This is a genomic window from Aeromonas sp. R4-1, from assembly GCF_040908325.1.
Taxonomy (GTDB): Bacteria; Pseudomonadota; Gammaproteobacteria; order Enterobacterales; family Aeromonadaceae; genus Aeromonas; species Aeromonas veronii.
On sequence record NZ_JBFODM010000096.1, the window covers coordinates 21,806 to 40,075 of the forward strand.

Consider the following 18,270-nt stretch of genomic DNA (forward strand, 5'->3'; position numbering starts at 1 on the left):
ATGAACGAGCCGCTGGCCCGCTTTATTGGCCTCTATCAGCAACTGGACAAACAGCAGTTGCACCGCTTGCCCGAGGTCTATGCCGAACAGGTGGTCTTTACCGACCCGGCTCACCGCATTGAGGGGCTGGCGGCCCTTGGCGACTATTTTGCCGCCCTCTATCAGCGCCTCGCCTACTGCCGCTTCGTCATCACCAGTCAGCAGCAGCAAGGGCCTCAGGCCTGGCTCGGCTGGACTATGACCTTCTCGCACCCCAGATTGCGTGGTGGTGAGCCGGTGACGGTGGAGGGGGCCACCCGCCTCGAATTCGACGAGGCGGGCAAGGTGTGCCAGCACCGGGACTATTTTGACCTGGGCGCCATGCTCTACGAGCAGTTGCCGCTGCTCGGGCCCGTGGTACGCACTATCAAGATGAGGCTTGGCGCATGAGCGGCCGGGTGCTTATTACAGGCGCGACTTCCGGCATCGGTCGCCAGTTGGCGCTGGATTACCGGCGGGCAGGCTGGCAGGTGTGGGGCTGTGGCCGCGATGGTGAACGGCTGCAGGAGCTGGGGCTGCACGGCATCACGCCGCTGCAGTTCGATGCCCGTGATCTGGCAGCTATGAACGGGGTGGCTGCTACGCTGCCATTCCTCGATCTGCTGATCCTCAACGCAGGCAACTGCGAGTACATGGATGTCGGCGAGGGGTTTGACAGCGAGCTGTTTGCCCGTGTCATCGACACCAATCTGACCGCCACCGGCCATGCTTTAGCCGCCTTCTTGCCGTTGCTCGGGGCTGGGTCACGGCTGGCCATCGTCAGCTCGTCGGTGAGCTGGCTGCCGCTGCCGCGAGCCGAGGCGTATGGCGCCTCCAAGGCGGCCCTCGACTATCTGGCGGATACCTTGCGCCTCGATTTGGCCAGCAAAGGGATTGGGGTGACCCTGATCCGCCCCGGCTTTGTCCAGACGCCGCTCACCGCCAAAAATGATTTTCCCATGCCCTGTCTGGTGACGGTGGAGCAGGCCTCCCGCGCCATCATGGACGGGCTGACCGCTGGTCGTCACCAGATCCACTTTCCCCGCCGTTTCATCTGGTTGCTGCGCCTGCTTGGTGCGCTGCCGGTGGGGCTCTGGCTGCGCCTTGGCCGCGCACTCGTATCGAAAGGAAGCCATTCATGAAGAAAAAGATCGCCATCGTCGGTTCAGGGATCTCGGGGCTCACCGCCGGTTTTCTGCTCCACAAACTCCATGACATTACCCTGTTTGAGGCGGCGCCGACTCTGGGGGGGCACACAGCCACTGTCGATGTGAATCAGGCTGGCCGCAGCTATGCCATCGACACCGGCTTTATCGTCTTCAACGATCGCACCTACCCCAACTTCTTGAAGTTGCTGGCGCGGATCGGCATGGCACGGCAACCGGCCGAGATGAGCTTCTCGGTGAAAAGTCCAGAGGGGCTGGAGTATAACGGTCACAATCTCGACACCCTGTTTGCCCAGCGCAGCAATCTGTTGAGCCCCCGTTTCTACGGCTTCGTCGCCGAGATCTTGCGATTCAACCGGGAGGCGCGGGCCTGGCTGGCGGATGGTCAGCATCAGGGGGCTGGTCCCGAGCTGACTCTGGGGGATTTTTTGTTGGCGGGGGAGTTTAGCGACTACTTCGCTCGCCACTACATCTTGCCGATGGGGGCGGCAATCTGGTCATCGACCCTGGCCGATATGCGCGCCTTCCCCCTTGGCTTCTTCCTGCGCTTTTTTGCCAACCACGGCCTGCTGGATGTGGCCAATCGCCCCCAGTGGTATGTGATCCCGGGTGGCTCGCGGGAATATATCGGCCCCCTTACCGCGGGTTGGCTGTCGCAGATCCGCCTCGCCTGTCCGGTGCAGAGCGTACGGCGTGACGCGGATGGCGTGGTGATCCAGAGCAGTTACGGCGAGGAGCGGTTTGACGAGGTGATCTTCGCCTGCCACAGCGATCAGGCGTTGGCGCTGCTGGCGGACCCCGGCGAGCGGGAGCAGGCTATTCTCGGCGACATGCCCTATCAGGCCAATGATGTCTGGCTCCATACCGATGCGCGCTGCCTGCCCACCCGCCGCAAGGCATGGGCCAGCTGGAACTATCAGCTCGATGGTAATGACGAGGCGCGGCCGCTGGTGAGCTACAACATGAACATCCTGCAGGGGGTGAACTCGCCGGAGCCCTTCTGCGTCAGCCTCAACCCCAAGGGCAAGGTGGATGAGAGCAAGGTACTGCGCCGCTTCGTCTACCACCATCCAGTGTTCAATCAGGCCTCCATCGCCGCCCAGCAGCGGCGTGCGGAGATCTGCGGCCAGCAGCACACCCACTTCTGCGGCGCCTACTGGTACAACGGCTTCCATGAGGATGGGGTGCGCAGCGCGCTGGATGTCGCCAGGCGCTTCGGAGCCGAGCTATGAACGGCGCTACCGTGGCCACGGAACATGAGGGTGCCGACGAACTGGCTGGCGTCACCAGCGCCATCTGGCAGGGCTCGGTACGCCACCGCCGTTTCGCACCGCGGGCTCACGCCTTCTCCTACAGCCTTTTTATGCTGGGACTGGATCTCGACGAGCTGCCGCAGCTCGATCAGGGGCGCTGGTTCGGAGTTGAGCGTTCGGGGCTGCTCTCGTTTCACCGCCATGACTATCTCAAGGGGAGTGAGGGGAGCCTCAAGCAGGCGGTGTGGCAGAAGGTGGGCGAACTGGGTGGAGATGCCGAGCCCGAGGGGCGGGTACTGCTGCTCGGCAATGTGCGCTGTCTGGGGTTCTACTTCAGCCCGGTCAACTTCTACTTCTGCTACCGGCAGGGCGAGGCGCGCTATCTGCTGGCAGAGGTGTCGAACACCCCCTGGAACGAGCGTCACTACTACCTGCTGGATTTGGCGGCGCTGGCACCCCATGACAAGGATTTTCACGTCTCCCCCTTTATGGGGCTGGCGATGCGTTATCACTGGCGGATCAGGCCGCCCGCACAGGAGACACTGATCCACATCGAGAGTCATCCCGTATCCGGTGAAGCCAAACTGTTTGACGCAACCCTGGCGCTCACTCGCGAACCCTTGTCGCGCAAGGGGCTGGTGGCCCTGCTGGCCCGCTGGCCCTGGATGACCATGAAGGTGCTGCTCGGGATCTACTGGCAGGCCCTGCGTCTATTTATCAAACGAACCCCGATTTTTACCCATCCGGAGAGCCGCTAATGGAACTTGCTCAATCAACCCTCTCTGCCTCTTTCATCGACAAGGGGGCAAGACAACTGCTGCTCAATCTGCTGGGTCGCCTCGAACATGGCCAGCTGCTGCTGCGGGATGGCGGTGAGCGCCACAGCTTTGGCGTCGCGGGTACCGATCTGCATGCCGAACTGGTGGTGCAGGATCCGGCCTTCTATCGTCGCCTGTTGCTGGGGGGCAGCATTGCCGCCGGAGAAACCTGGGTGGAGGGGCTCTGGACTAGCCCGGATCCGGTGGCGCTGGTGCGGCTGCTGGCCCGCAATCTGACCCTGCTCGACTCCCTCGAACGGCGCCTCGGCTGGCTCAGCTTCCCGTTCAACAAGGTGCGCCACTGGCTCAACCGCAATACTCTGACCGGTTCGCGCTCCAACATCGCCGCCCACTACGATCTCGGCAATACCCTCTATCAGGGGTTTCTCGACAGCCATATGCAGTACTCGAGCGCCATCTATCCGAGCGCCGAGGCCACTTTGGAAGAGGGGCAGCAGGCGAAGTTGCGCACTATCTGCGAGCGGCTGGAGCTGGGGCCTGACGATCATCTGCTGGAGATCGGCACCGGCTGGGGCGGCCTTGCTGTCTATGCCGCCCGCCACTATGGCTGCCGGGTGACTACCACGACTATCTCCCGGGCCCAGCATGACTATGCCAAGGAGTGGATTGCGCGGGAGGGGCTGGGGGATCGTATCACCTTGCTGCTGGAGGATTACCGCAAGCTGGAGGGGACGTATGACAAGCTGGTCTCCATCGAGATGATCGAGGCGGTGGGCCACGCCTTCCTGCCCGACTATTTCCGCCAGTTGTCACGGCTGCTCAAGCCCGGTGGTCGCCTGCTCATCCAGGCCATCACCATCGCCGATCAGCGCCATGCCCAGTATCTGCGCGGAGTCGATTTCATCCAGCGCTACATCTTCCCCGGTGGCTGCCTGCCGAGCGTCTCCCAGATGGCGGGTTTGCTGGCGCGGGAGACCGACATGCAGCTGGTGCGGTTGCACGATCACGGCCATCACTATGCCCGCACCCTGGCTCACTGGTGCGATCGCTTTCTGGCGCTGGCGCCCGAGCTGCCCAAGCTCGGTTACAGCCAGGATTTCATCCGGTTGTGGCACTTCTACTTCGCCTATTGCGAGGGGGGATTCTGGGAGCGCACCATCAGTCTGGTGCAGCTGGAGGCCGCCAAGCCGGGACCGGCGGGCTGGTCGGGTGATGTGCCAGTAAGCGGTCACTGACCATGTGGCAGTGGGCTCACCTGCTGGGGTTCAACCTCTACTGGTTGCTGGCGGTGAAGTGGCAGCTGCCGGGCCCGCTGCTGGCAATGTTGCTGCTGCACTTTCTCTTCTCACCCAGTCGCCAGCGTGACTGGCGGCTGCTCCCCATCGCGGTCGCCGGCTGTCTGCTGGATGCCCTGCTCTGGCAGCTCGGCCTGTTCCGGTTCCCGTCTGGTTTTCCCCTCTGGCTGGTGCTGCTCTGGCTCGGTTTTGCCCTGACGCTGGCCCACGGTATGCGCTGGCTGCTGCGCTTGCCTCGCTGGCAGCAGGCGCTGTTTGGCGTATTTGGCGGTGCTTCCTCCTATGTGGCGGGGGCCGCCATGGGGGCAGTAAACTTACCCTGGGGCATCTGGATCAGCACGGCGCTGCTGGCAGTGATCTGGATGTGGTGGTTACCCGTACTCCTGTGGGTAATGGTCAAGCTGGAGGGTGAGTCATGACAAACACCTTTTCGACCGACTCGTTGCTTTTTTCCAAATGGACCAAAGAGAGCCAGCATGAGCTGACTGATCGCTTCTATCTGGTGGTTGCCTGCCAGCGGGATGCGCAGGGGCAGCTGGTGCAGGTGGTGATGCAGGATATCAACACCCTGCAGGAACAGGAGATGGACTGGCATGAACTGGAAGACCCCAACCACTGGCATATGGGGTGGAATTAACTCGCTACTGTTGGCGTTTACGCTCTTGGCTGCAACCGCGGTGCAGGCTTCTGCTGCCCCCTGGCAGCAGCTGCGCCCGGTCGGGCAGGGGGAGATGAACTGGCTCTGGTTCAAGCTCTACGATGCCACCCTCTACAGTGCGAGCGGGCACTATCAGCCCGGTCACTATCCACAGGCACTGACCCTCACCTATGCCAGAGCCATCGAGCGGGAAGATCTGCTGAGCGCCACTGCTGCCGAGTGGCAGCGACTCGGTCTTGGCTCTGACGCCGAGCGTCAGCGCTGGCTCGGCCAGCTCGCTGCACTCTGGCCCGATGTGCAGGCAGGCGACAAGCTCACCTTCTATGTCGACAAGGGCGGGGCAGGCCACTTCTGGTGGCAAGAAAAACCCCTCGGCACTCTGGCCGATCCGCAATTCTCGGCCGCTTTTCTCGCCATCTGGCTGGCTGACAACAGCCGCGATCCCGCCCTTACCCGCCGCCTGCGTGGCCAACCCTGAACATGGAGTTTCCAATGTTTTTCTATCGTGCATACCGCTGGTTGCTGTTGCTCCCTTTTTTGCTGCTGAGCGGCTGTGGTGCCAGTCTCGATGACTATCGGGGGCAGGGGCCAAACTGGGATCTCGCCCGTTTCTTCAACGGTAAATTAGTGGCTCACGGCCTGGTAACCGACCGCAGCGGCGAAGTGACCAGTCGCTTTCGGGTCGAGATGGTGGGTCGTTGGAAGGATGGCAAGGGAGAGCTGTTCGAGCAGTTCTACTTTGACGATGGCCGCCAGCAGACCCGTACCTGGTATCTGAGCAAGGGGGTTGACGGTCACTGGCGAGGTACTGCTTCCGATGTGGTGGGAGAGGCGGTGGGTAAAAGCGAAGGGTTCGCCCTCAACTGGCGTTATCAGCTCGATCTGGCGCTACCGGATGGCGAGGTTGTGCGGGTGAGCTTCGATGACTGGATGTACCTGCTGGACGAAGATCGTCTGATCAATCGTGCCGAGATCAGCAAGTTCGGTATCCATCTGGGTGAAGTGATCCTCTATATCGAACGTCAGCCCTGACCGTTAACGCAAGATAACGGCCAGTAAAAAGCGCGCCGATGGCGCGCTTTTGTTTACCGAAAAACCAGAGTCATCAGATGATGCGGTTCTCTTCCAGCATCTTGCGACGGGCCTCTTCCTTGGCCATCTTCTTCTTGCGGTTGTCACAGGGTTCCGGGCAATCGCACTCTTTCTCGATGCCGACACTACCCAGACCGCCACAGGAGCCGGAGATGGTCTTCTTCTGGAAGATGTAACCGATAGCCATGGCGGCTATCACCAGCATGAATACCCCGAAGGTGATCAGAAAAATCTGCATCTCTACCTCTTACTTCTTGACCAGATAGGGCTTGAAGGCATCGGAGTAAGCCTCTTCAAAGCCGTTGTCCGTCTTGGTGATCACGAAGATCGCCAGGCCGCGCTCGTTGGCATAGGCCAGGCTCTTCTCGGTCCCCATCACCATAAACACGGTGGCCAACCCGTCTGCGGTCATGCAGGAGGGGTGGATCACGGTGACCGACACCAGACGGTGCTGGATCGGCTTGCCGCTGCGCGGATCTATGGTGTGGGAGAAGCGCTGACCATCCAGTTCATAGTAGTTGCGGTAATCGCCGGAGGTGGCTACCCCGTTGTCACCGGGCACGATCACCTCTTGCACCGTGCCGGTGCCTGCAGTGGGCTTCTCGATGGCCACGCGCCAGGGGTGACCCTTGCCGTTGACGCCATTGATCCGCAGCTCGCCGCCAATCTCCACCAGATAGTTACGCGCACCCAGTGACTCCAGATACTCGGCTACCTTGTCCACACCAAAGCCCTTGGCGATGGCGGAGAGATCGACGTAGAGATCCGGAATATCTTTTTGCAGGGTGTCGGCATCCACCGAGGTGATGACGTGCAGGTTGCCCAGACCGGTCTTCTGGCGAGTCTGGGTGATCAGCTCGTCGGAAGGGACCTTGGTCGGCTTCTTGTCCGGGCCAAAGCCCCACAGATTGACCAAGGGGCCAACGGTGACGTCCAGCGCCCCCTGGCTCTCACGGCCAATGTGAATGGCCTCTGTGACGACTCGTGCGGTATCGCGGGAGACCACTACCGGTTTGTTGTCACGGCTCTGGTTGAAGCGCGACAGTTCGGAATCGGGGCGATAGGTCGACATCTGATCGTTGACCCGCTCCAGCAAGACATCCACCTCAGCTTGAAGCTTGGCTGGATCGGTGATGGCGCTGTCCGCCACCTTGATGGAGTAGTAAGTGCCCATGGTGCTACCGGTGATGTGGATCTCCGGCTTGGATTGGACCGTCTCCTGACCGCACCCAGTCAAGAAAAAGGCTAGCCCGAAGGCTAGCCAGGTCTTTACAACACTGTGCATGGATTAACCACCAAAGTCATCCAACAGGATGTTTTCGTCTTCAACGCCCAAGTCTTTGAGCATGTTGATGACGGCAGCGTTCATCACCGGAGGTCCACACATGTAGAACTCGCAATCTTCCGGTGCTTCGTGGTTCTTGAGATAGTTCTCGTAGAGCACGTTGTGGATGAAGCCGGTGTAGCCGTCCCAGTTGTCTTCCGGTTGCGGATCAGACAGGGCGACGTTCCAGGTGAAGTTCTCGTTCTCGGCGGCGAGCATGTCAAAGTCTTCGACATAGAACATTTCGCGCTTGGAACGGGCACCGTACCAGAAGCTCATCTTGCGCTTGGACTTCAGGCGACGCAGCTGGTCGAAGATATGGGAACGCATCGGCGCCATACCTGCACCACCACCGATGAATACCATTTCGGCATCTGTGTCCTTGGCGAAGAACTCACCGAACGGACCGGAGATAGTCACCTTGTCGCCAGCCTTCAGGCTGAAGATGTAGGAGGACATCTGTCCCGGAGGGGCAGTCCAGTTGCTGGGCGGCGGGGTCGCGATACGCACGTTCAGCATGATGATGCCGAACTCTTCCGGATAGTTGGCCATGGAGTAGGCACGGATGATTGGCTCATCGACCTTGGACTCCAGCTCAAAAATCTTGAAGCGATCCCAGTCACCGCGATACTCCTCGGGAATATCGAAGTTCTTGTAGTGCACGTGGTGAGCCGGGGCTTCAATCTGGATATAACCACCGGCGCGGAACGGTACGCTCTCGCCATCGGGGATCTGCAGCTTGAGCTCCTTGATGAAGGTGGCCTTGTTATCGTTGGAGATAACAGTACATTCCCACTTCTTCACCCCGAAGATCTCTTCCGGCAGTTCGATGTCCATGTCGCCACGCACGGTGACCTGACAGGCCAGACGCTCGCCATGACGGGCTTCGCCCTTGCTGATGTGATCCAGTTCGGTCGGCAGAATGTCGCCGCCACCGGATTTCACCCGTACCTTGCACTGGCCGCAGGAGCCACCGCCGCCACAGGCGGAGGAGACGAAGATACCGCTGCCAGCCAGCACGCCGAGCAGCTTGCCACCGGCCGGGCTGGTCACAGCCTTGGCCGGGTCACCATTGATGCTGATTGTCACGTCGCCCGCGGTCACCAGCTTGGACTTGGCGAACAGAATGACTGCCACCAGAGCCAGCAGGATCACGGTAAACATGACCACACCCAAAATAATTTCCATCTATCGTTCCTTTCTGATTGCAGGAAAGCCGATTACAGGGAGATACCAGAGAAGGACATGAAGCCCAGCGCCATCAGACCGGCGGTGATGAAGGTGATGCCCAGACCGCGCAGGCCTTCCGGAACATCGGAGTACTTCATCTTCTCGCGGATACCTGCCAGCGCAACGATCGCCAGCATCCAGCCTGCCCCTGAACCCACACCGTAGACCACAGACTCCATGAAGTTGTAGTCACGCTGCACCATGAAGGAGACGCCACCGAAGATGGCGCAGTTCACGGTGATGAGCGGCAGGAAGATACCCAGCGCGTTGTAGAGTGCCGGGAAGTACTTGTCCAGCGCCATCTCCAGGATCTGTACCAGTGCTGCAATCACACCGATGAAGGTGATGAAGCTCAGGAAGCTCAGATCCAGACCGGATACCAGAGCGCCATCTTTAAGCACGTAGTTGTAGATCAGGTTGTTGGCAGGAACCGCGATGGTCTGCACCACAATAACGGCAATACCCAGACCCATGGAGGTCTTTACCTTCTTGGACACCGCCAGGAAGGTACACATCCCCAAGAAGAAGGAGAGTGCCAGGTTTTCGATGAAGATCGATTTAATCAACAGACTCAGATAGTGTTCCATACCTTAATCCTTCGCCTCCACCTGCTTGGGATCCTTGGTGCGCACGCCCCAAATGATCAGACCAATGATGAAGAATGCACTCGGCGGCAGCAGCAGCAGGCCGTTGGGCACATACCAGCCACCGTTGTTCACCAGCGGCAGCAGCTCGATGCCGAACCAGGTGCCGGAGCCCAGCAGTTCACGCACTGTCGCGACACTCAGCAGAATGGCGCCATAGCCCAGACCGTTGCCGATACCATCCAGGAAGGAGGGCAGCGGGGCACTCTTCATGGCGTATGCTTCAGCGCGGCCCATTACGATACAGTTGGTGATGATCAGACCCACGAAGACCGACAGTTGCTTGGAGATGTCATAGGCGTATGCCTTGAGCACCTGGTCAACCACGATAACCAGTGAGGCGATGATCGCCATCTGCACGATGATCCGGACGCTGTTCGGGATCTGGTTGCGGATCAGGGAGATGAACAGGTTTGAGAAGGCGGTGACCGCCATGACCGCGAGGGTCATTACAAACGCAGTTTTCATCTGGCTGGTAACCGCCAGTGCAGAACAGACACCCAGCACCTGCAAGGCGATGGGGTTGTTGCCCAGCACAGGCGTCAACAGCAACTTCTTCATTTCGCTCTTGTCAGCCATTGTTGATTTCTCCTGCACGAACCTTGGCCAGGAAAGGACCGAAGCCCTTGGGACCCATCCAGAAGTCGAAGGTATGCTGTACGCCGTTACCGGTCAGGGTGGCACCGGAGAGACCATCGATCTCGTGCTCGGAGCCCGCCGGAGCATGGCCCTTGATGACGCGCAGCGCCGGCATGCCATTCTGGTCGAACAGTTTCTTGTCCTTGAACAGCGCCTGCCAGGCCGGGTTTTCGATCTCGCCACCCAGACCCGGGGTTTCACCGTGGTCATAGTAGGTGATGCCCTTGATGGTCTGGCCATCAGCGGCAACGGCGACGAAGGCATACATGGTCGACCACAGACCCTGACCGTAGATGGGCAGGATGATGCTGTCGATCTTGCCTTCGGCATCCTTGGCGAAGAATACCGGGATCTGCTTGGAGATCTGACGCAGGCTGGCCTTGTCGTCAGCGGCGGCAAGACGGATGCTGCGGGCCGGATCTTTGGCTGCCTGCTTGGTGTCGAAGTTGTCGGCATCGCCGTCAACAAAGTCACCGGTTGCCAGATCCACCAGACGCGCTTCGATCTTCTCGCCATACAGTTTGGCCAGGTCGCGCTTGGCCACTTCGCTCACATCCACACCGGCTACGGCGAGAATGTTGCTCTGCTTGTCCAGCGCCTTGTTTTCCTGCTGGGTAGAACGCAGGCCCACAGCGGCAACGGATACCACGATGGAACAGGCCAGACAAAGGCCGGTGACCACGCTGACGGTGCCGAGGGTTGAATCTTTATTAAACGCCACGAGCAATCCTCCGCTTGATGTTTGCCTGAGCGACGAAGTGGTCAAACAGGGGAGCAAACAGGTTCGCAAACAGAATGGCCAGCATCATGCCTTCCGGGAACGCAGGGTTGACCACGCGAACCAGCACGACCATTACGCCGATCAGGGCGCCATACCACCACTTGCCTTTGTTGGTAAAGGCGGCGGAGACAGGGTCGGTCGCCATGAAGGCCATACCGAAGGCGAAGCCACCCAGTACCAGATGCCAGTGCCACGGCATGTTGAACATGGGGTTGGTATCGGAACCGATGACGTTGAACAGCAGGGAGGTGGCGATCATACCGATCATCACGCCGGCGATGATACGCCAGGAGGCGATGCGCATGTAGACGATCATGGCGGCACCCAGCAGGATCATCAGGGTAGAGACTTCACCGATGGAACCAGGCAGGTTACCCAGGAAAGCGTCCATCCAGCTGATAGCCTGGCCGGTTGCACCGTTGATCAGCGCCATCTGGCCGCCTTGGGCCCACTGGCTCAGGGCAGTCGCGCCGGAGAAGCCGTCAACGGCAACCCATACGGCGTCACCGGAGATCTGGCCCGGGTAGGCGAAGAACAGGAACGCACGACCAGCCAGCGCCGGGTTCAAGAAGTTCTTGCCGGTGCCACCGAACACCTCTTTGGCCATCACCACACCGAAGGTGATACCAAGCGCAGCTTGCCACAGGGGCAGCTCGGGCGGCACGATCAGGGCAAACAGGATTGAGGTTACGAAGAAGCCTTCGTTGATCTCGTGTTTGCGCACCATGGCGAATAGCACTTCCCAGAAACCACCGACAAAGAAGACGGTAATATAGATTGGGAAGAAGTGGGTGGCGCCAATCAGCATCTTGCTGCCGATACCGGCAACAGCCGGATCGAGGGAGGCGCCCAGCATGGTAGCCAGGGCATATTGCCAGCTGCTGGCACCAGCAGCCGAGCCCATGTGGGCAATGGCGGCAATCGCCTGGTTACCAACGTTGTACATGCCCCAGAACATGGCCGGGAAAACGGCCAGCCACACCATGATCATCATGCGCTTCAGATCGAGCGCATCACGAACGTGGGAGGCGTTGCGGGTAACGCTACCCGGGGTGTAGAACAGGGTGTACGCCGCTTCGAACAGGGCATAGTACTTGGCGTACTTTCCACCCGGTTCGAAGTGGTGTTCCATATTTTCAAGAAGTTGCTTGAAACTCATCGCTTAACCTTCCAGTTCAATCTTGGTCAGGCACTCACGCAAGATCGGGCCGTACTCTGTCTTGCCAGGGCAGACAAAGGTACAGAGCGCCAAATCTTCCTCATCCAGCTCCAGGCAGCCCAGTGCTTGCGCACCGTCGGTATCGCCGGAGACCATGTCCCGCAGCAGCAGGGTCGGCAGGATGTCGAGTGGCATCACCCGCTCATAGTTGCCGATAGGCACCATGGAACGGTCACTACCGTTGGTAGTGGTGGTGAAGTTGATCAGCTTGCCCTTCATCAGATGAGAGAGGGTGGTACGGGTGATAGAGAACTTGTTGGCGCTGGGGTTGATCCAGCCCAGGAACTCTTTCTCGCGACCTTCACCCAGCACGCAAACCTGATTGTGGTAGCGGCCTAGGTAGTCGTGAACACCTTCGGCTTTGGCACCACTCAGGATAGAACCGGAGATGATACGGTTTTCGTCGGCACGCAGCTCATTGTTGGTGAGCTGGCTGATGCAGGCGCCCAGACGGGTACGCAACAGACGCGGCTTGAGCACGTTCGGGCCAGCCAGCGCGATCACCTTGTCAGTGAAGATCTGACCGGTGGTGAACAGCTTGCCGAATGCAATCACATCCTGATAGTTGATGTGCCACTGCACCTTGGTGCTGCTGACCGGATCCAGGAAGTGGATATGGGTACCCGGCAGACCGGCAGGGTGCGGACCAACGAAGATCTCTTCCTTGACCTGAGCCAGCGGAGAGTGGGGCAGACTGCCTTCGCCTTTACAGACGTAGACGGCGCCGTCGGTCAGGCGGGTCAATACGGCCAGACCATCGAGGAAGGCCTGCGGCTGTTCCTTGATAATCAGCTCGGCATCGGCTGCCAGCGGGTTGGTGTCCATTGCAGTCACAAAGATGGCGCGCGGGGCAGACGCTACCGCGGGGACTTTGCTGAACGGACGGGTACGCAACGCAGTCCACTGACCTGATGCGACCAGGATCTCTTGCACCTTGCTGCGCTCGAGCTTGGCCAGCTCGGCAGAGGCAAAATGCTCAAACGTCACCTGTTCATCGGAACCGTCGAGGTCGATGACCACAGACTGGAGAACACGTTTGGCACCACGGTTGATCTCTGAAACCACACCGGTGGCAGGAGCTGTGAATTTAACGCCCGGATTCTTCTTGTCTTCAAAAAGATCCTGACCTTTGATGACGCGATCACCTACTTTGACGAACATAGTAGGTCGCATCCCCACAAACTCCTCGCCCAGTGTCGCAACACGGGTGATGGCGGGGCCATCGTAGATTACTTGCTCTGGCGCACCCAGCACGGGGATGTCCAGTCCTCTTTTGATTGTAATCATACTTACTTGCACTACCGTTACGGGAGAGGTTGGTTAGCGCCGAGAAATACATCACGACGGGTGGTTGAATGAGTCGATGTTGTGGTTGTGCCAGGTGGGCAGGCTCAACAATTATTCAACATGCAGGCTCACTCAAAAGCGCTTGAGTTTACCACTTAAGGTGCATTTTCTGCCATGCCAAATGGGCAAAATCCCCGTGCCATCACAAAATTAACCTGCAATGAATAAGCCCCTGACACCTTGTAAGTAGTGGTTTTAAAGGTTTTTTTATTTCGATACCTCGATGGGGGTATTTGCCGTTGCCTCCACTATCAGCAAAAAGCCTTGATGTCGAAATATACCCCCTTCGATGTAGCCTTTTCGGGGCCAATGGGGGAAATTTGTTTAATTTTTGTTGGCAGGTTCTCGAGGGAAATCCTGTGGTACAACCGGATTCAGGAAAGTGACGGTTTGCCAACGCAGCTCGGGGTGCGTGGGGCATGGCCTTTTTCCTGCCACTCGCTCTCTGTGTAGGTATGCAGTGCCAGTGCATGAACGGCCCCGGCCAGCTCGTCGGCCAGCACCGCATTGACCTGACGATGACGGGCCAGCAGCCGCTGCCCTGCAAATTGCTCGCTGACGATCACCACCTTGAAGTGGCTTTCAGATCCCGGTTCCACTCGGTGCATGTGGCTCTCGTTGATCACCTCCAGCACGGTGGGGGAGAGGGCGGCGGTCAGCTTGGCTTCAATCAGTTGTTGGATGGTCATCGGATCGGCTTCCAGAGTGAATGTCGGGCCATTCTATCGGCAGTCGCGGGATGGAATAAGCCCCCGGAAGAGGGAAATCACCCGTCAGTTGCCCCCTTGATGCGCATCGAACTGGTGAAATTCCTGCTCCTCGCTAGAATAGCGCCACTTTGCGTCGCCCCTGGCGCCTGTATACACGAATCAAGCCGAGGTTGGACTCTTCCTATGCAAACCCTTCTCGACACTCCCCATTGCCAGCTCACGCTCTACCGCTATCCGCGCCAGAGTCAGGAGACCCTGCAAGCCTGGGATGCGGCTGACGAATACCTGATCAACACCCTGGCGGAGTCTCCCCTCGAGCAGGCGGGCCCCGTCATCATCATGAATGATGGCTTTGGCGCGCTGGCGGCCTATCTGCATCCGTACTCCCCCTGCTGCGTCACCGACTCTTACATCAGTGAGCGGGCGACCCTGGCCAATTTGGCCGAAAACGGACTGGATGCGGGTGGTATCCGCTTGCAGGATGCGCTGGCGCCGCTGCCCGATGCCCCAGCACTTGTGGTGATCAAGGTCTCCAAATATCAGGCTCTATTGGAGCAGCAACTGCTGGCATTGCGTGCGGTAGTGACACCGGCAACCCGCGTTATTGCTGCCGGCAAGGCGAAGGATATTCATACTTCCACCCTCAAGTTGTTCGAGAAGTATTTGGGGCCTACCCGTACCTCGCTGGCCTGGAAGAAGGCGCGCCTCATTCACTGCGAGCCGCAGGCAGAACGTCCCGCGCTGGCCAACCCCTTCCCGACTGTCTGGCCGCTGGAGGGGAGTGGCATGCTCATCCACAACCATGCCAACGTCTTCTCGCGCACCAGTCTCGATATCGGTGCCCGCTTTATGCTGGACAACCTGCCCATCCACAGTGCCCGCAAGGTGATCGATCTGGGCTGTGGCAACGGGGTGCTGGGTCTGTCGCTGCTCGCCAAAGACAGCGAGGTGGAGGTGACCTTTATCGATGAATCCTATATGGCGGTCGCCTCGGCACAGCTCAACGTCGAGCACAATCTGCCTGACGCACTGCCGCGTGCCCGCTTTATGGTCAATAACTGTCTCGACGGGGTGGCGGTCGGCTCGGCGGATCGGATCCTCTGCAACCCTCCTTTCCATCAGCTGCAGGCGATCACCGATCATATCGCCTGGCAGATGTTCAGTGATGCGCACCGGGTGTTGCCTCAAGGGGGTGAACTCTGGATAGTAGGCAACCGTCATCTGGACTATCACAACAAACTCAAGCGCTTGTTTGCCAACGCACAAGTCGTTGCGTCGAACAGCAAATTCGTTATTTTGAAAGCCATCAAACGCTAAAGCCAAAGGAAACCATGATGAAAAAGTCACTCTTGCTGCTGGCCGCCCTGATGCTGGGCGGGTGTGCCACTCATTGGCCGGAGACGGCGCTGCTCAATCCGCAGGTGATCCCCGCCAACCAGCAATACTACTCTGGCAATCGCATCACCATGGAAGGGGTAGACAAGCGTGAGGCTGCCTACGTCTTCTCCATCAAACATAAAGAGAAAGCCCCCGTGCTGGTCAACAGCGAGCGTCCGCTCAACCTGCTGATGGCCGAGCGGCTGGCCGAAGGTCTGCGCAGCCAGGGTCTGGAAGTGGGCAACAGTGGCACCACCAACCTGACGCTGGTGATCTCCAACGCCGCAGTCAATGTGGAAGAGAAGACCTTTACCTATGTCACCAAGTCCCGCGTCAGCCTGCAGGTTATCGCCGATTTCCAGGGCAACCGTCTGACCAAGCAGTTCAACATGTCCTCCAGCAAGGAGAGCCCGAGCGAGCCAAGCATGGCCGACCTGGAGTCTACACTGAACCTGCAACTGGGTAGCGTGCTGCAGCAGATCATGGCGGATGATGCGCTGCGCGGTTACCTGAACGGTCAACCGAACGGTGCAGGGGTCTGATGATGAAAAAACTTTGGTTGCTGGCCATGCTGATCGCCCCGCTGGCGTTCGCAGGCCCGAAAGTCAGAATGGAGACCAACCACGGCAATATCGTGGTGGAACTGGCGTCCAAGCAGGCGCCCCAGACGGTAAAGAACTTCCTGCGCTACGTGGCTGATGGCAGCTATGACGGCAGCATCTTCCACCGGGTGATCCAGGATTTCGTGGTGCAGGGTGGGGGCTACAACCAGCAGTTCCAGCAATTGCCGACTTATGAGCCTGTGGTCAACGAGTCGCGTGGCGGTCTGCCCAACAAGCGTGGCTCCATCGCTATGGCTCGCACCCAGGCTGTCGACAGCGCTACTCGCCAGTTCTACTTCAATCTGGTCGACAACAATAACCTCAACGCCGGTGGCTCTGCGGGTTATACCGTGTTCGGTCAGGTGGTGCAGGGGATGGAGGTGCTGGACAAACTGGCTCAGGTACAGACCGGTTACAGCCCCATTTTGCGTGCCAACGATGTGCCGACCAGTCCCATCATTCTGAAGAAGGTGGTCTTGCTGGCAGAAACTCCGGCAGACAAGAAAGTCGACAAGAAAGCGGGCAAGTAACTCTCGCCGGACTCGGTTCGTCACCTCGCCTCGTCAGGTCACAATACAAGGCTCATCCCGTTCGGGATGGGCCTTTTCTCTATCCGGGCTTCTTTGACCTATCTCTTTGCTCGCCTTGGCTATCTGCCATCAACCTGCCAAAATGACGCACTTTTCCAAAGTCGTCAGGTAGTTGAACATGATCCGCAAACCAAGCTGGAGAGAGTCCCTCGCCGTCTATCTCGAATTTCGGGTGTTTATTCTCTTTGCCATGGGTTTTTCATCGGGTCTGCCGCTGCTGCTGGTGTTCGGTACTCTCTCATTCTGGTTGCGTGAGGCCGATGTCAGCCTGACCGATATCGGCTATATGAGCTGGGTGGCGCTCGCCTATGGCTTTAAATGGCTGTGGTCGCCGCTGGTGGATCGCATGCCGCTGCCGTTGCTCTCCACGCTGCTGGGGCGTCGCCGCAGCTGGATGTTCTTCTCCCAGCTGCTGATTGCCGCCGCGCTGGTCGGCATGGCGTTCTGCGATCCCAAGACCGAGCTGGCCCAGCTGGCGATGTTTGCCCTGCTGGTGGCCTTTGCCTCGGCGACTCAGGATATCGTTATCGACGCTTATCGCATCGAATCTGCTCCCGAGCGGCTACAGGCGGCGATGGCGGCCTCCTACATGACCGGTTACCGACTGGCGATGATCATGGCGGGCGCCGGTGCGCTGGCGCTGGCAGCATGGTTTGGTAGCAATAGTGGCTATGACTATCGTGGCTGGCAGATTACCTATCTGGTGATGGCGGGTCTGATGTCACTCGGGGTCATCACCACGCTGTTTTGCCACGAGCCGGATATCGATCTGGCCGAGCAGGGCAAACAACAGGCCGAACGCAAGGCGCAGCTCCTGGAAAAAGGGTGGCCTGCGCTGCTGGCGAGTGCGGGGGCCTGGGGCTATGAGGCCGTCTGGTGTCCGTTTGCCGACTTCTTTCGTCGCTATGGCAGCTCGGCGCTGCTGATCCTGGCTCTGATCGCCTGCTATCGGGTTGCCGATGTGGTGATGGGGGTGATGTCCAACAGCTTCTATGTGGATATGCAGTTCAGCAAGACCGAGGTTGCCACCATTACCAAGGTGTTTGGCGTCATTATGACGCTAGTGGGGGCGGCGCTGGGGGGCGTGCTGGTGATGCGCTTCGGTACGCTGCGCATCCTGTTCTTGGGGGCGCTGCTCACTGCCAGCACCAACTTGCTGTTTGCCCTGCTCAATCAGGTTGGTCACAACCTGGAACTGCTGACCCTGATTATCTCGCTGGATAACCTCAGTGCCGGTATCGCTACCGCAGCCTTCGTGACCTATCTCTCCAGCCTGACCAATGTCGCATTTTCGGCCACTCAGTACGCCCTGTTCAGCTCGGTAATGTTGCTGCTACCCAAGTTGCTGGCCGGTTTTTCCGGGCAGGTTGTGGAGCAGATTGGCTACAGTGCCTTCTTTGTCGGAACCAGTTTACTGGGCTTGCCCGTGTTGTTGTTGATTGTGCTTGTCGCCAGAAAAGGGAGTGAGTTGCTCTCAACGGCTGACAAATAGCAAGCGTTTGCGTAGAATCGGGGGTGATTAGATTCACACTTCCGGATAAAGTTC

General features: G+C 59.0%; 22 protein-coding genes. 13 read left to right on the plus strand and 9 right to left on the minus strand.

Annotated features, from left to right (window positions below; translation table 11 throughout):
• Genes AB5Y90_RS17995 through AB5Y90_RS18035 form a run of 9 tightly spaced genes read left to right on the plus strand, consistent with a single transcriptional unit; the run spans position 1 to position 6,201 of the window.
• Positions 1-429 carry a nuclear transport factor 2 family protein gene (locus AB5Y90_RS17995; protein WP_043819061.1) on the plus strand — a complete coding sequence of 143 codons (429 nt, stop codon included), beginning with the start codon at positions 1-3 and terminating at the stop codon, positions 427-429.
• Entirely contained in the window at positions 426-1,160 is a 735-nt protein-coding gene (locus AB5Y90_RS18000) for an SDR family NAD(P)-dependent oxidoreductase (protein ID WP_368167457.1), read from the plus strand. Before AB5Y90_RS17995 ends, AB5Y90_RS18000 begins: the two co-directional genes overlap by 4 nt.
• A complete protein-coding gene (locus tag AB5Y90_RS18005) occupies positions 1,157-2,416 on the plus strand; it encodes an NAD(P)/FAD-dependent oxidoreductase (RefSeq protein ID WP_201932758.1) in 1,260 nt (419 codons plus the stop codon). The genes AB5Y90_RS18000 and AB5Y90_RS18005 overlap by 4 nt, the downstream gene beginning before the upstream one ends.
• Positions 2,413-3,195: a DUF1365 domain-containing protein gene (locus tag AB5Y90_RS18010; RefSeq protein ID WP_158112034.1), complete on the plus strand. Its 783-nt coding sequence runs from the start codon at positions 2,413-2,415 to the stop codon at positions 3,193-3,195. Before AB5Y90_RS18005 ends, AB5Y90_RS18010 begins: the two co-directional genes overlap by 4 nt.
• Entirely contained in the window at positions 3,195-4,451 is a 1,257-nt protein-coding gene (locus AB5Y90_RS18015) for a cyclopropane-fatty-acyl-phospholipid synthase family protein (RefSeq protein ID WP_064337129.1), read from the plus strand. Before AB5Y90_RS18010 ends, AB5Y90_RS18015 begins: the two co-directional genes overlap by 1 nt.
• Before the next feature lie 2 nt (positions 4,452-4,453).
• A complete protein-coding gene (locus tag AB5Y90_RS18020; RefSeq protein ID WP_368167460.1) occupies positions 4,454-4,930 on the plus strand; it encodes a DUF2878 domain-containing protein in 477 nt (158 codons plus the stop codon).
• Entirely contained in the window at positions 4,927-5,148 is a 222-nt protein-coding gene (locus AB5Y90_RS18025; RefSeq protein ID WP_005338671.1) for a TIGR02450 family Trp-rich protein, read from the plus strand. Before AB5Y90_RS18020 ends, AB5Y90_RS18025 begins: the two co-directional genes overlap by 4 nt.
• Entirely contained in the window at positions 5,105-5,647 is a 543-nt protein-coding gene (locus AB5Y90_RS18030; RefSeq protein ID WP_368167461.1) for a chalcone isomerase family protein, read from the plus strand. Before AB5Y90_RS18025 ends, AB5Y90_RS18030 begins: the two co-directional genes overlap by 44 nt.
• 14 nt (positions 5,648-5,661) lie before the next feature.
• Entirely contained in the window at positions 5,662-6,201 is a 540-nt protein-coding gene (locus tag AB5Y90_RS18035) for a DUF3833 domain-containing protein (protein ID WP_181497534.1), read from the plus strand.
• Between the two features lie 73 nt (positions 6,202-6,274).
• Here the strand turns inward: AB5Y90_RS18035 and nqrM are convergent, their stop codons facing one another.
• The 9 genes from nqrM to AB5Y90_RS18080 all read right to left on the minus strand — a co-directional run bounded on the left by nqrM (position 6,275) and on the right by AB5Y90_RS18080 (position 14,134).
• Positions 6,275-6,499 (minus strand): (Na+)-NQR maturation NqrM, encoded by a 225-nt coding sequence (nqrM, locus tag AB5Y90_RS18040; protein ID WP_005338668.1) that lies wholly within the window; start codon positions 6,497-6,499, stop codon positions 6,275-6,277.
• Positions 6,500-6,508: 9 nt separating this feature from the next.
• On the minus strand, positions 6,509-7,546 hold the full coding sequence (locus tag AB5Y90_RS18045) for an FAD:protein FMN transferase ApbE (protein ID WP_005358608.1): 1,038 nt from the start codon (positions 7,544-7,546) through the stop codon (positions 6,509-6,511).
• A gap of 3 nt (positions 7,547-7,549) precedes the next feature.
• A complete protein-coding gene (nqrF, locus tag AB5Y90_RS18050; RefSeq protein WP_127006376.1) occupies positions 7,550-8,773 on the minus strand; it encodes an NADH:ubiquinone reductase (Na(+)-transporting) subunit F in 1,224 nt (407 codons plus the stop codon).
• Positions 8,774-8,805: 32 nt separating this feature from the next.
• Positions 8,806-9,402: an NADH:ubiquinone reductase (Na(+)-transporting) subunit E gene (nqrE, locus tag AB5Y90_RS18055; RefSeq protein ID WP_005338645.1), complete on the minus strand. Its 597-nt coding sequence runs from the start codon at positions 9,400-9,402 to the stop codon at positions 8,806-8,808.
• 3 nt (positions 9,403-9,405) lie between these two features.
• A complete protein-coding gene (locus tag AB5Y90_RS18060; RefSeq protein ID WP_005338644.1) occupies positions 9,406-10,038 on the minus strand; it encodes an NADH:ubiquinone reductase (Na(+)-transporting) subunit D in 633 nt (210 codons plus the stop codon).
• A complete protein-coding gene (locus AB5Y90_RS18065) occupies positions 10,031-10,819 on the minus strand; it encodes a Na(+)-translocating NADH-quinone reductase subunit C (protein WP_005338643.1) in 789 nt (262 codons plus the stop codon). Before AB5Y90_RS18065 ends, AB5Y90_RS18060 begins: the two co-directional genes overlap by 8 nt.
• Positions 10,809-12,038, minus strand: coding sequence for an NADH:ubiquinone reductase (Na(+)-transporting) subunit B (locus AB5Y90_RS18070; RefSeq protein WP_005338642.1), 1,230 nt, complete (start codon positions 12,036-12,038; stop codon positions 10,809-10,811). Before AB5Y90_RS18070 ends, AB5Y90_RS18065 begins: the two co-directional genes overlap by 11 nt.
• Positions 12,039-12,041: 3 nt before the next feature.
• The gene (locus AB5Y90_RS18075; protein WP_005349684.1) at positions 12,042-13,385 is read right to left on the minus strand and encodes a Na(+)-translocating NADH-quinone reductase subunit A; all 1,344 of its coding nucleotides are present in this window, start codon (positions 13,383-13,385) and stop codon (positions 12,042-12,044) included.
• A gap of 434 nt (positions 13,386-13,819) precedes the next feature.
• A complete protein-coding gene (locus AB5Y90_RS18080) occupies positions 13,820-14,134 on the minus strand; it encodes a BolA family transcriptional regulator (protein ID WP_064337123.1) in 315 nt (104 codons plus the stop codon).
• A 204-nt stretch (positions 14,135-14,338) separates the two neighbouring features.
• Between AB5Y90_RS18080 and AB5Y90_RS18085 the strand changes: the two genes are divergently transcribed.
• The 4 genes from AB5Y90_RS18085 to AB5Y90_RS18100 all read left to right on the plus strand — a co-directional run bounded on the left by AB5Y90_RS18085 (position 14,339) and on the right by AB5Y90_RS18100 (position 18,216).
• Positions 14,339-15,472, plus strand: a complete 1,134-nt coding sequence (locus AB5Y90_RS18085; RefSeq protein WP_270816821.1) for a methyltransferase — start codon at positions 14,339-14,341, stop codon at positions 15,470-15,472.
• Positions 15,473-15,489: 17 nt separating this feature from the next.
• Positions 15,490-16,074, plus strand: coding sequence for a YajG family lipoprotein (locus AB5Y90_RS18090; protein ID WP_368167487.1), 585 nt, complete (start codon positions 15,490-15,492; stop codon positions 16,072-16,074).
• Between the two features lie 2 nt (positions 16,075-16,076).
• The gene (locus AB5Y90_RS18095; RefSeq protein WP_042053243.1) at positions 16,077-16,664 is read left to right on the plus strand and encodes a peptidylprolyl isomerase; all 588 of its coding nucleotides are present in this window, start codon (positions 16,077-16,079) and stop codon (positions 16,662-16,664) included.
• 172 nt (positions 16,665-16,836) lie between these two features.
• Entirely contained in the window at positions 16,837-18,216 is a 1,380-nt protein-coding gene (locus AB5Y90_RS18100; RefSeq protein ID WP_041202292.1) for an MFS transporter, read from the plus strand.
• Positions 18,217-18,270: the final 54 nt, after the last annotated feature.

Bases quoted from the DNA above. Each gene is read 5' to 3' on its own strand.
- AB5Y90_RS17995 (WP_043819061.1), top strand. From the start codon at position 1: ATGAACGAGCCGCTGGCCCGCTTTATTGGCCTCTATCAGCAACTGGAC.
- AB5Y90_RS18000 (WP_368167457.1), top strand. From the start codon at position 426: ATGAGCGGCCGGGTGCTTATTACAGGCGCGACTTCCGGCATCGGTCGC.
- AB5Y90_RS18005 (WP_201932758.1), top strand. From the start codon at position 1,157: ATGAAGAAAAAGATCGCCATCGTCGGTTCAGGGATCTCGGGGCTCACC.
- AB5Y90_RS18010 (WP_158112034.1), top strand. From the start codon at position 2,413: ATGAACGGCGCTACCGTGGCCACGGAACATGAGGGTGCCGACGAACTG.
- AB5Y90_RS18015 (WP_064337129.1), top strand. From the start codon at position 3,195: ATGGAACTTGCTCAATCAACCCTCTCTGCCTCTTTCATCGACAAGGGG.
- AB5Y90_RS18020 (WP_368167460.1), top strand. From the start codon at position 4,454: ATGTGGCAGTGGGCTCACCTGCTGGGGTTCAACCTCTACTGGTTGCTG.
- AB5Y90_RS18025 (WP_005338671.1), top strand. From the start codon at position 4,927: ATGACAAACACCTTTTCGACCGACTCGTTGCTTTTTTCCAAATGGACC.
- AB5Y90_RS18030 (WP_368167461.1), top strand. From the start codon at position 5,105: ATGAACTGGAAGACCCCAACCACTGGCATATGGGGTGGAATTAACTCG.
- AB5Y90_RS18035 (WP_181497534.1), top strand. From the start codon at position 5,662: ATGTTTTTCTATCGTGCATACCGCTGGTTGCTGTTGCTCCCTTTTTTG.
- nqrM (WP_005338668.1), bottom strand. From the start codon at position 6,499: ATGCAGATTTTTCTGATCACCTTCGGGGTATTCATGCTGGTGATAGCC.
- AB5Y90_RS18045 (WP_005358608.1), bottom strand. From the start codon at position 7,546: ATGCACAGTGTTGTAAAGACCTGGCTAGCCTTCGGGCTAGCCTTTTTC.
- nqrF (WP_127006376.1), bottom strand. From the start codon at position 8,773: ATGGAAATTATTTTGGGTGTGGTCATGTTTACCGTGATCCTGCTGGCT.
- nqrE (WP_005338645.1), bottom strand. From the start codon at position 9,402: ATGGAACACTATCTGAGTCTGTTGATTAAATCGATCTTCATCGAAAAC.
- AB5Y90_RS18060 (WP_005338644.1), bottom strand. From the start codon at position 10,038: ATGGCTGACAAGAGCGAAATGAAGAAGTTGCTGTTGACGCCTGTGCTG.
- AB5Y90_RS18070 (WP_005338642.1), bottom strand. From the start codon at position 12,038: ATGAGTTTCAAGCAACTTCTTGAAAATATGGAACACCACTTCGAACCG.
- AB5Y90_RS18075 (WP_005349684.1), bottom strand. From the start codon at position 13,385: ATGATTACAATCAAAAGAGGACTGGACATCCCCGTGCTGGGTGCGCCA.
- AB5Y90_RS18080 (WP_064337123.1), bottom strand. From the start codon at position 14,134: ATGACCATCCAACAACTGATTGAAGCCAAGCTGACCGCCGCCCTCTCC.
- AB5Y90_RS18085 (WP_270816821.1), top strand. From the start codon at position 14,339: ATGCAAACCCTTCTCGACACTCCCCATTGCCAGCTCACGCTCTACCGC.
- AB5Y90_RS18090 (WP_368167487.1), top strand. From the start codon at position 15,490: ATGAAAAAGTCACTCTTGCTGCTGGCCGCCCTGATGCTGGGCGGGTGT.
- AB5Y90_RS18095 (WP_042053243.1), top strand. From the start codon at position 16,077: ATGAAAAAACTTTGGTTGCTGGCCATGCTGATCGCCCCGCTGGCGTTC.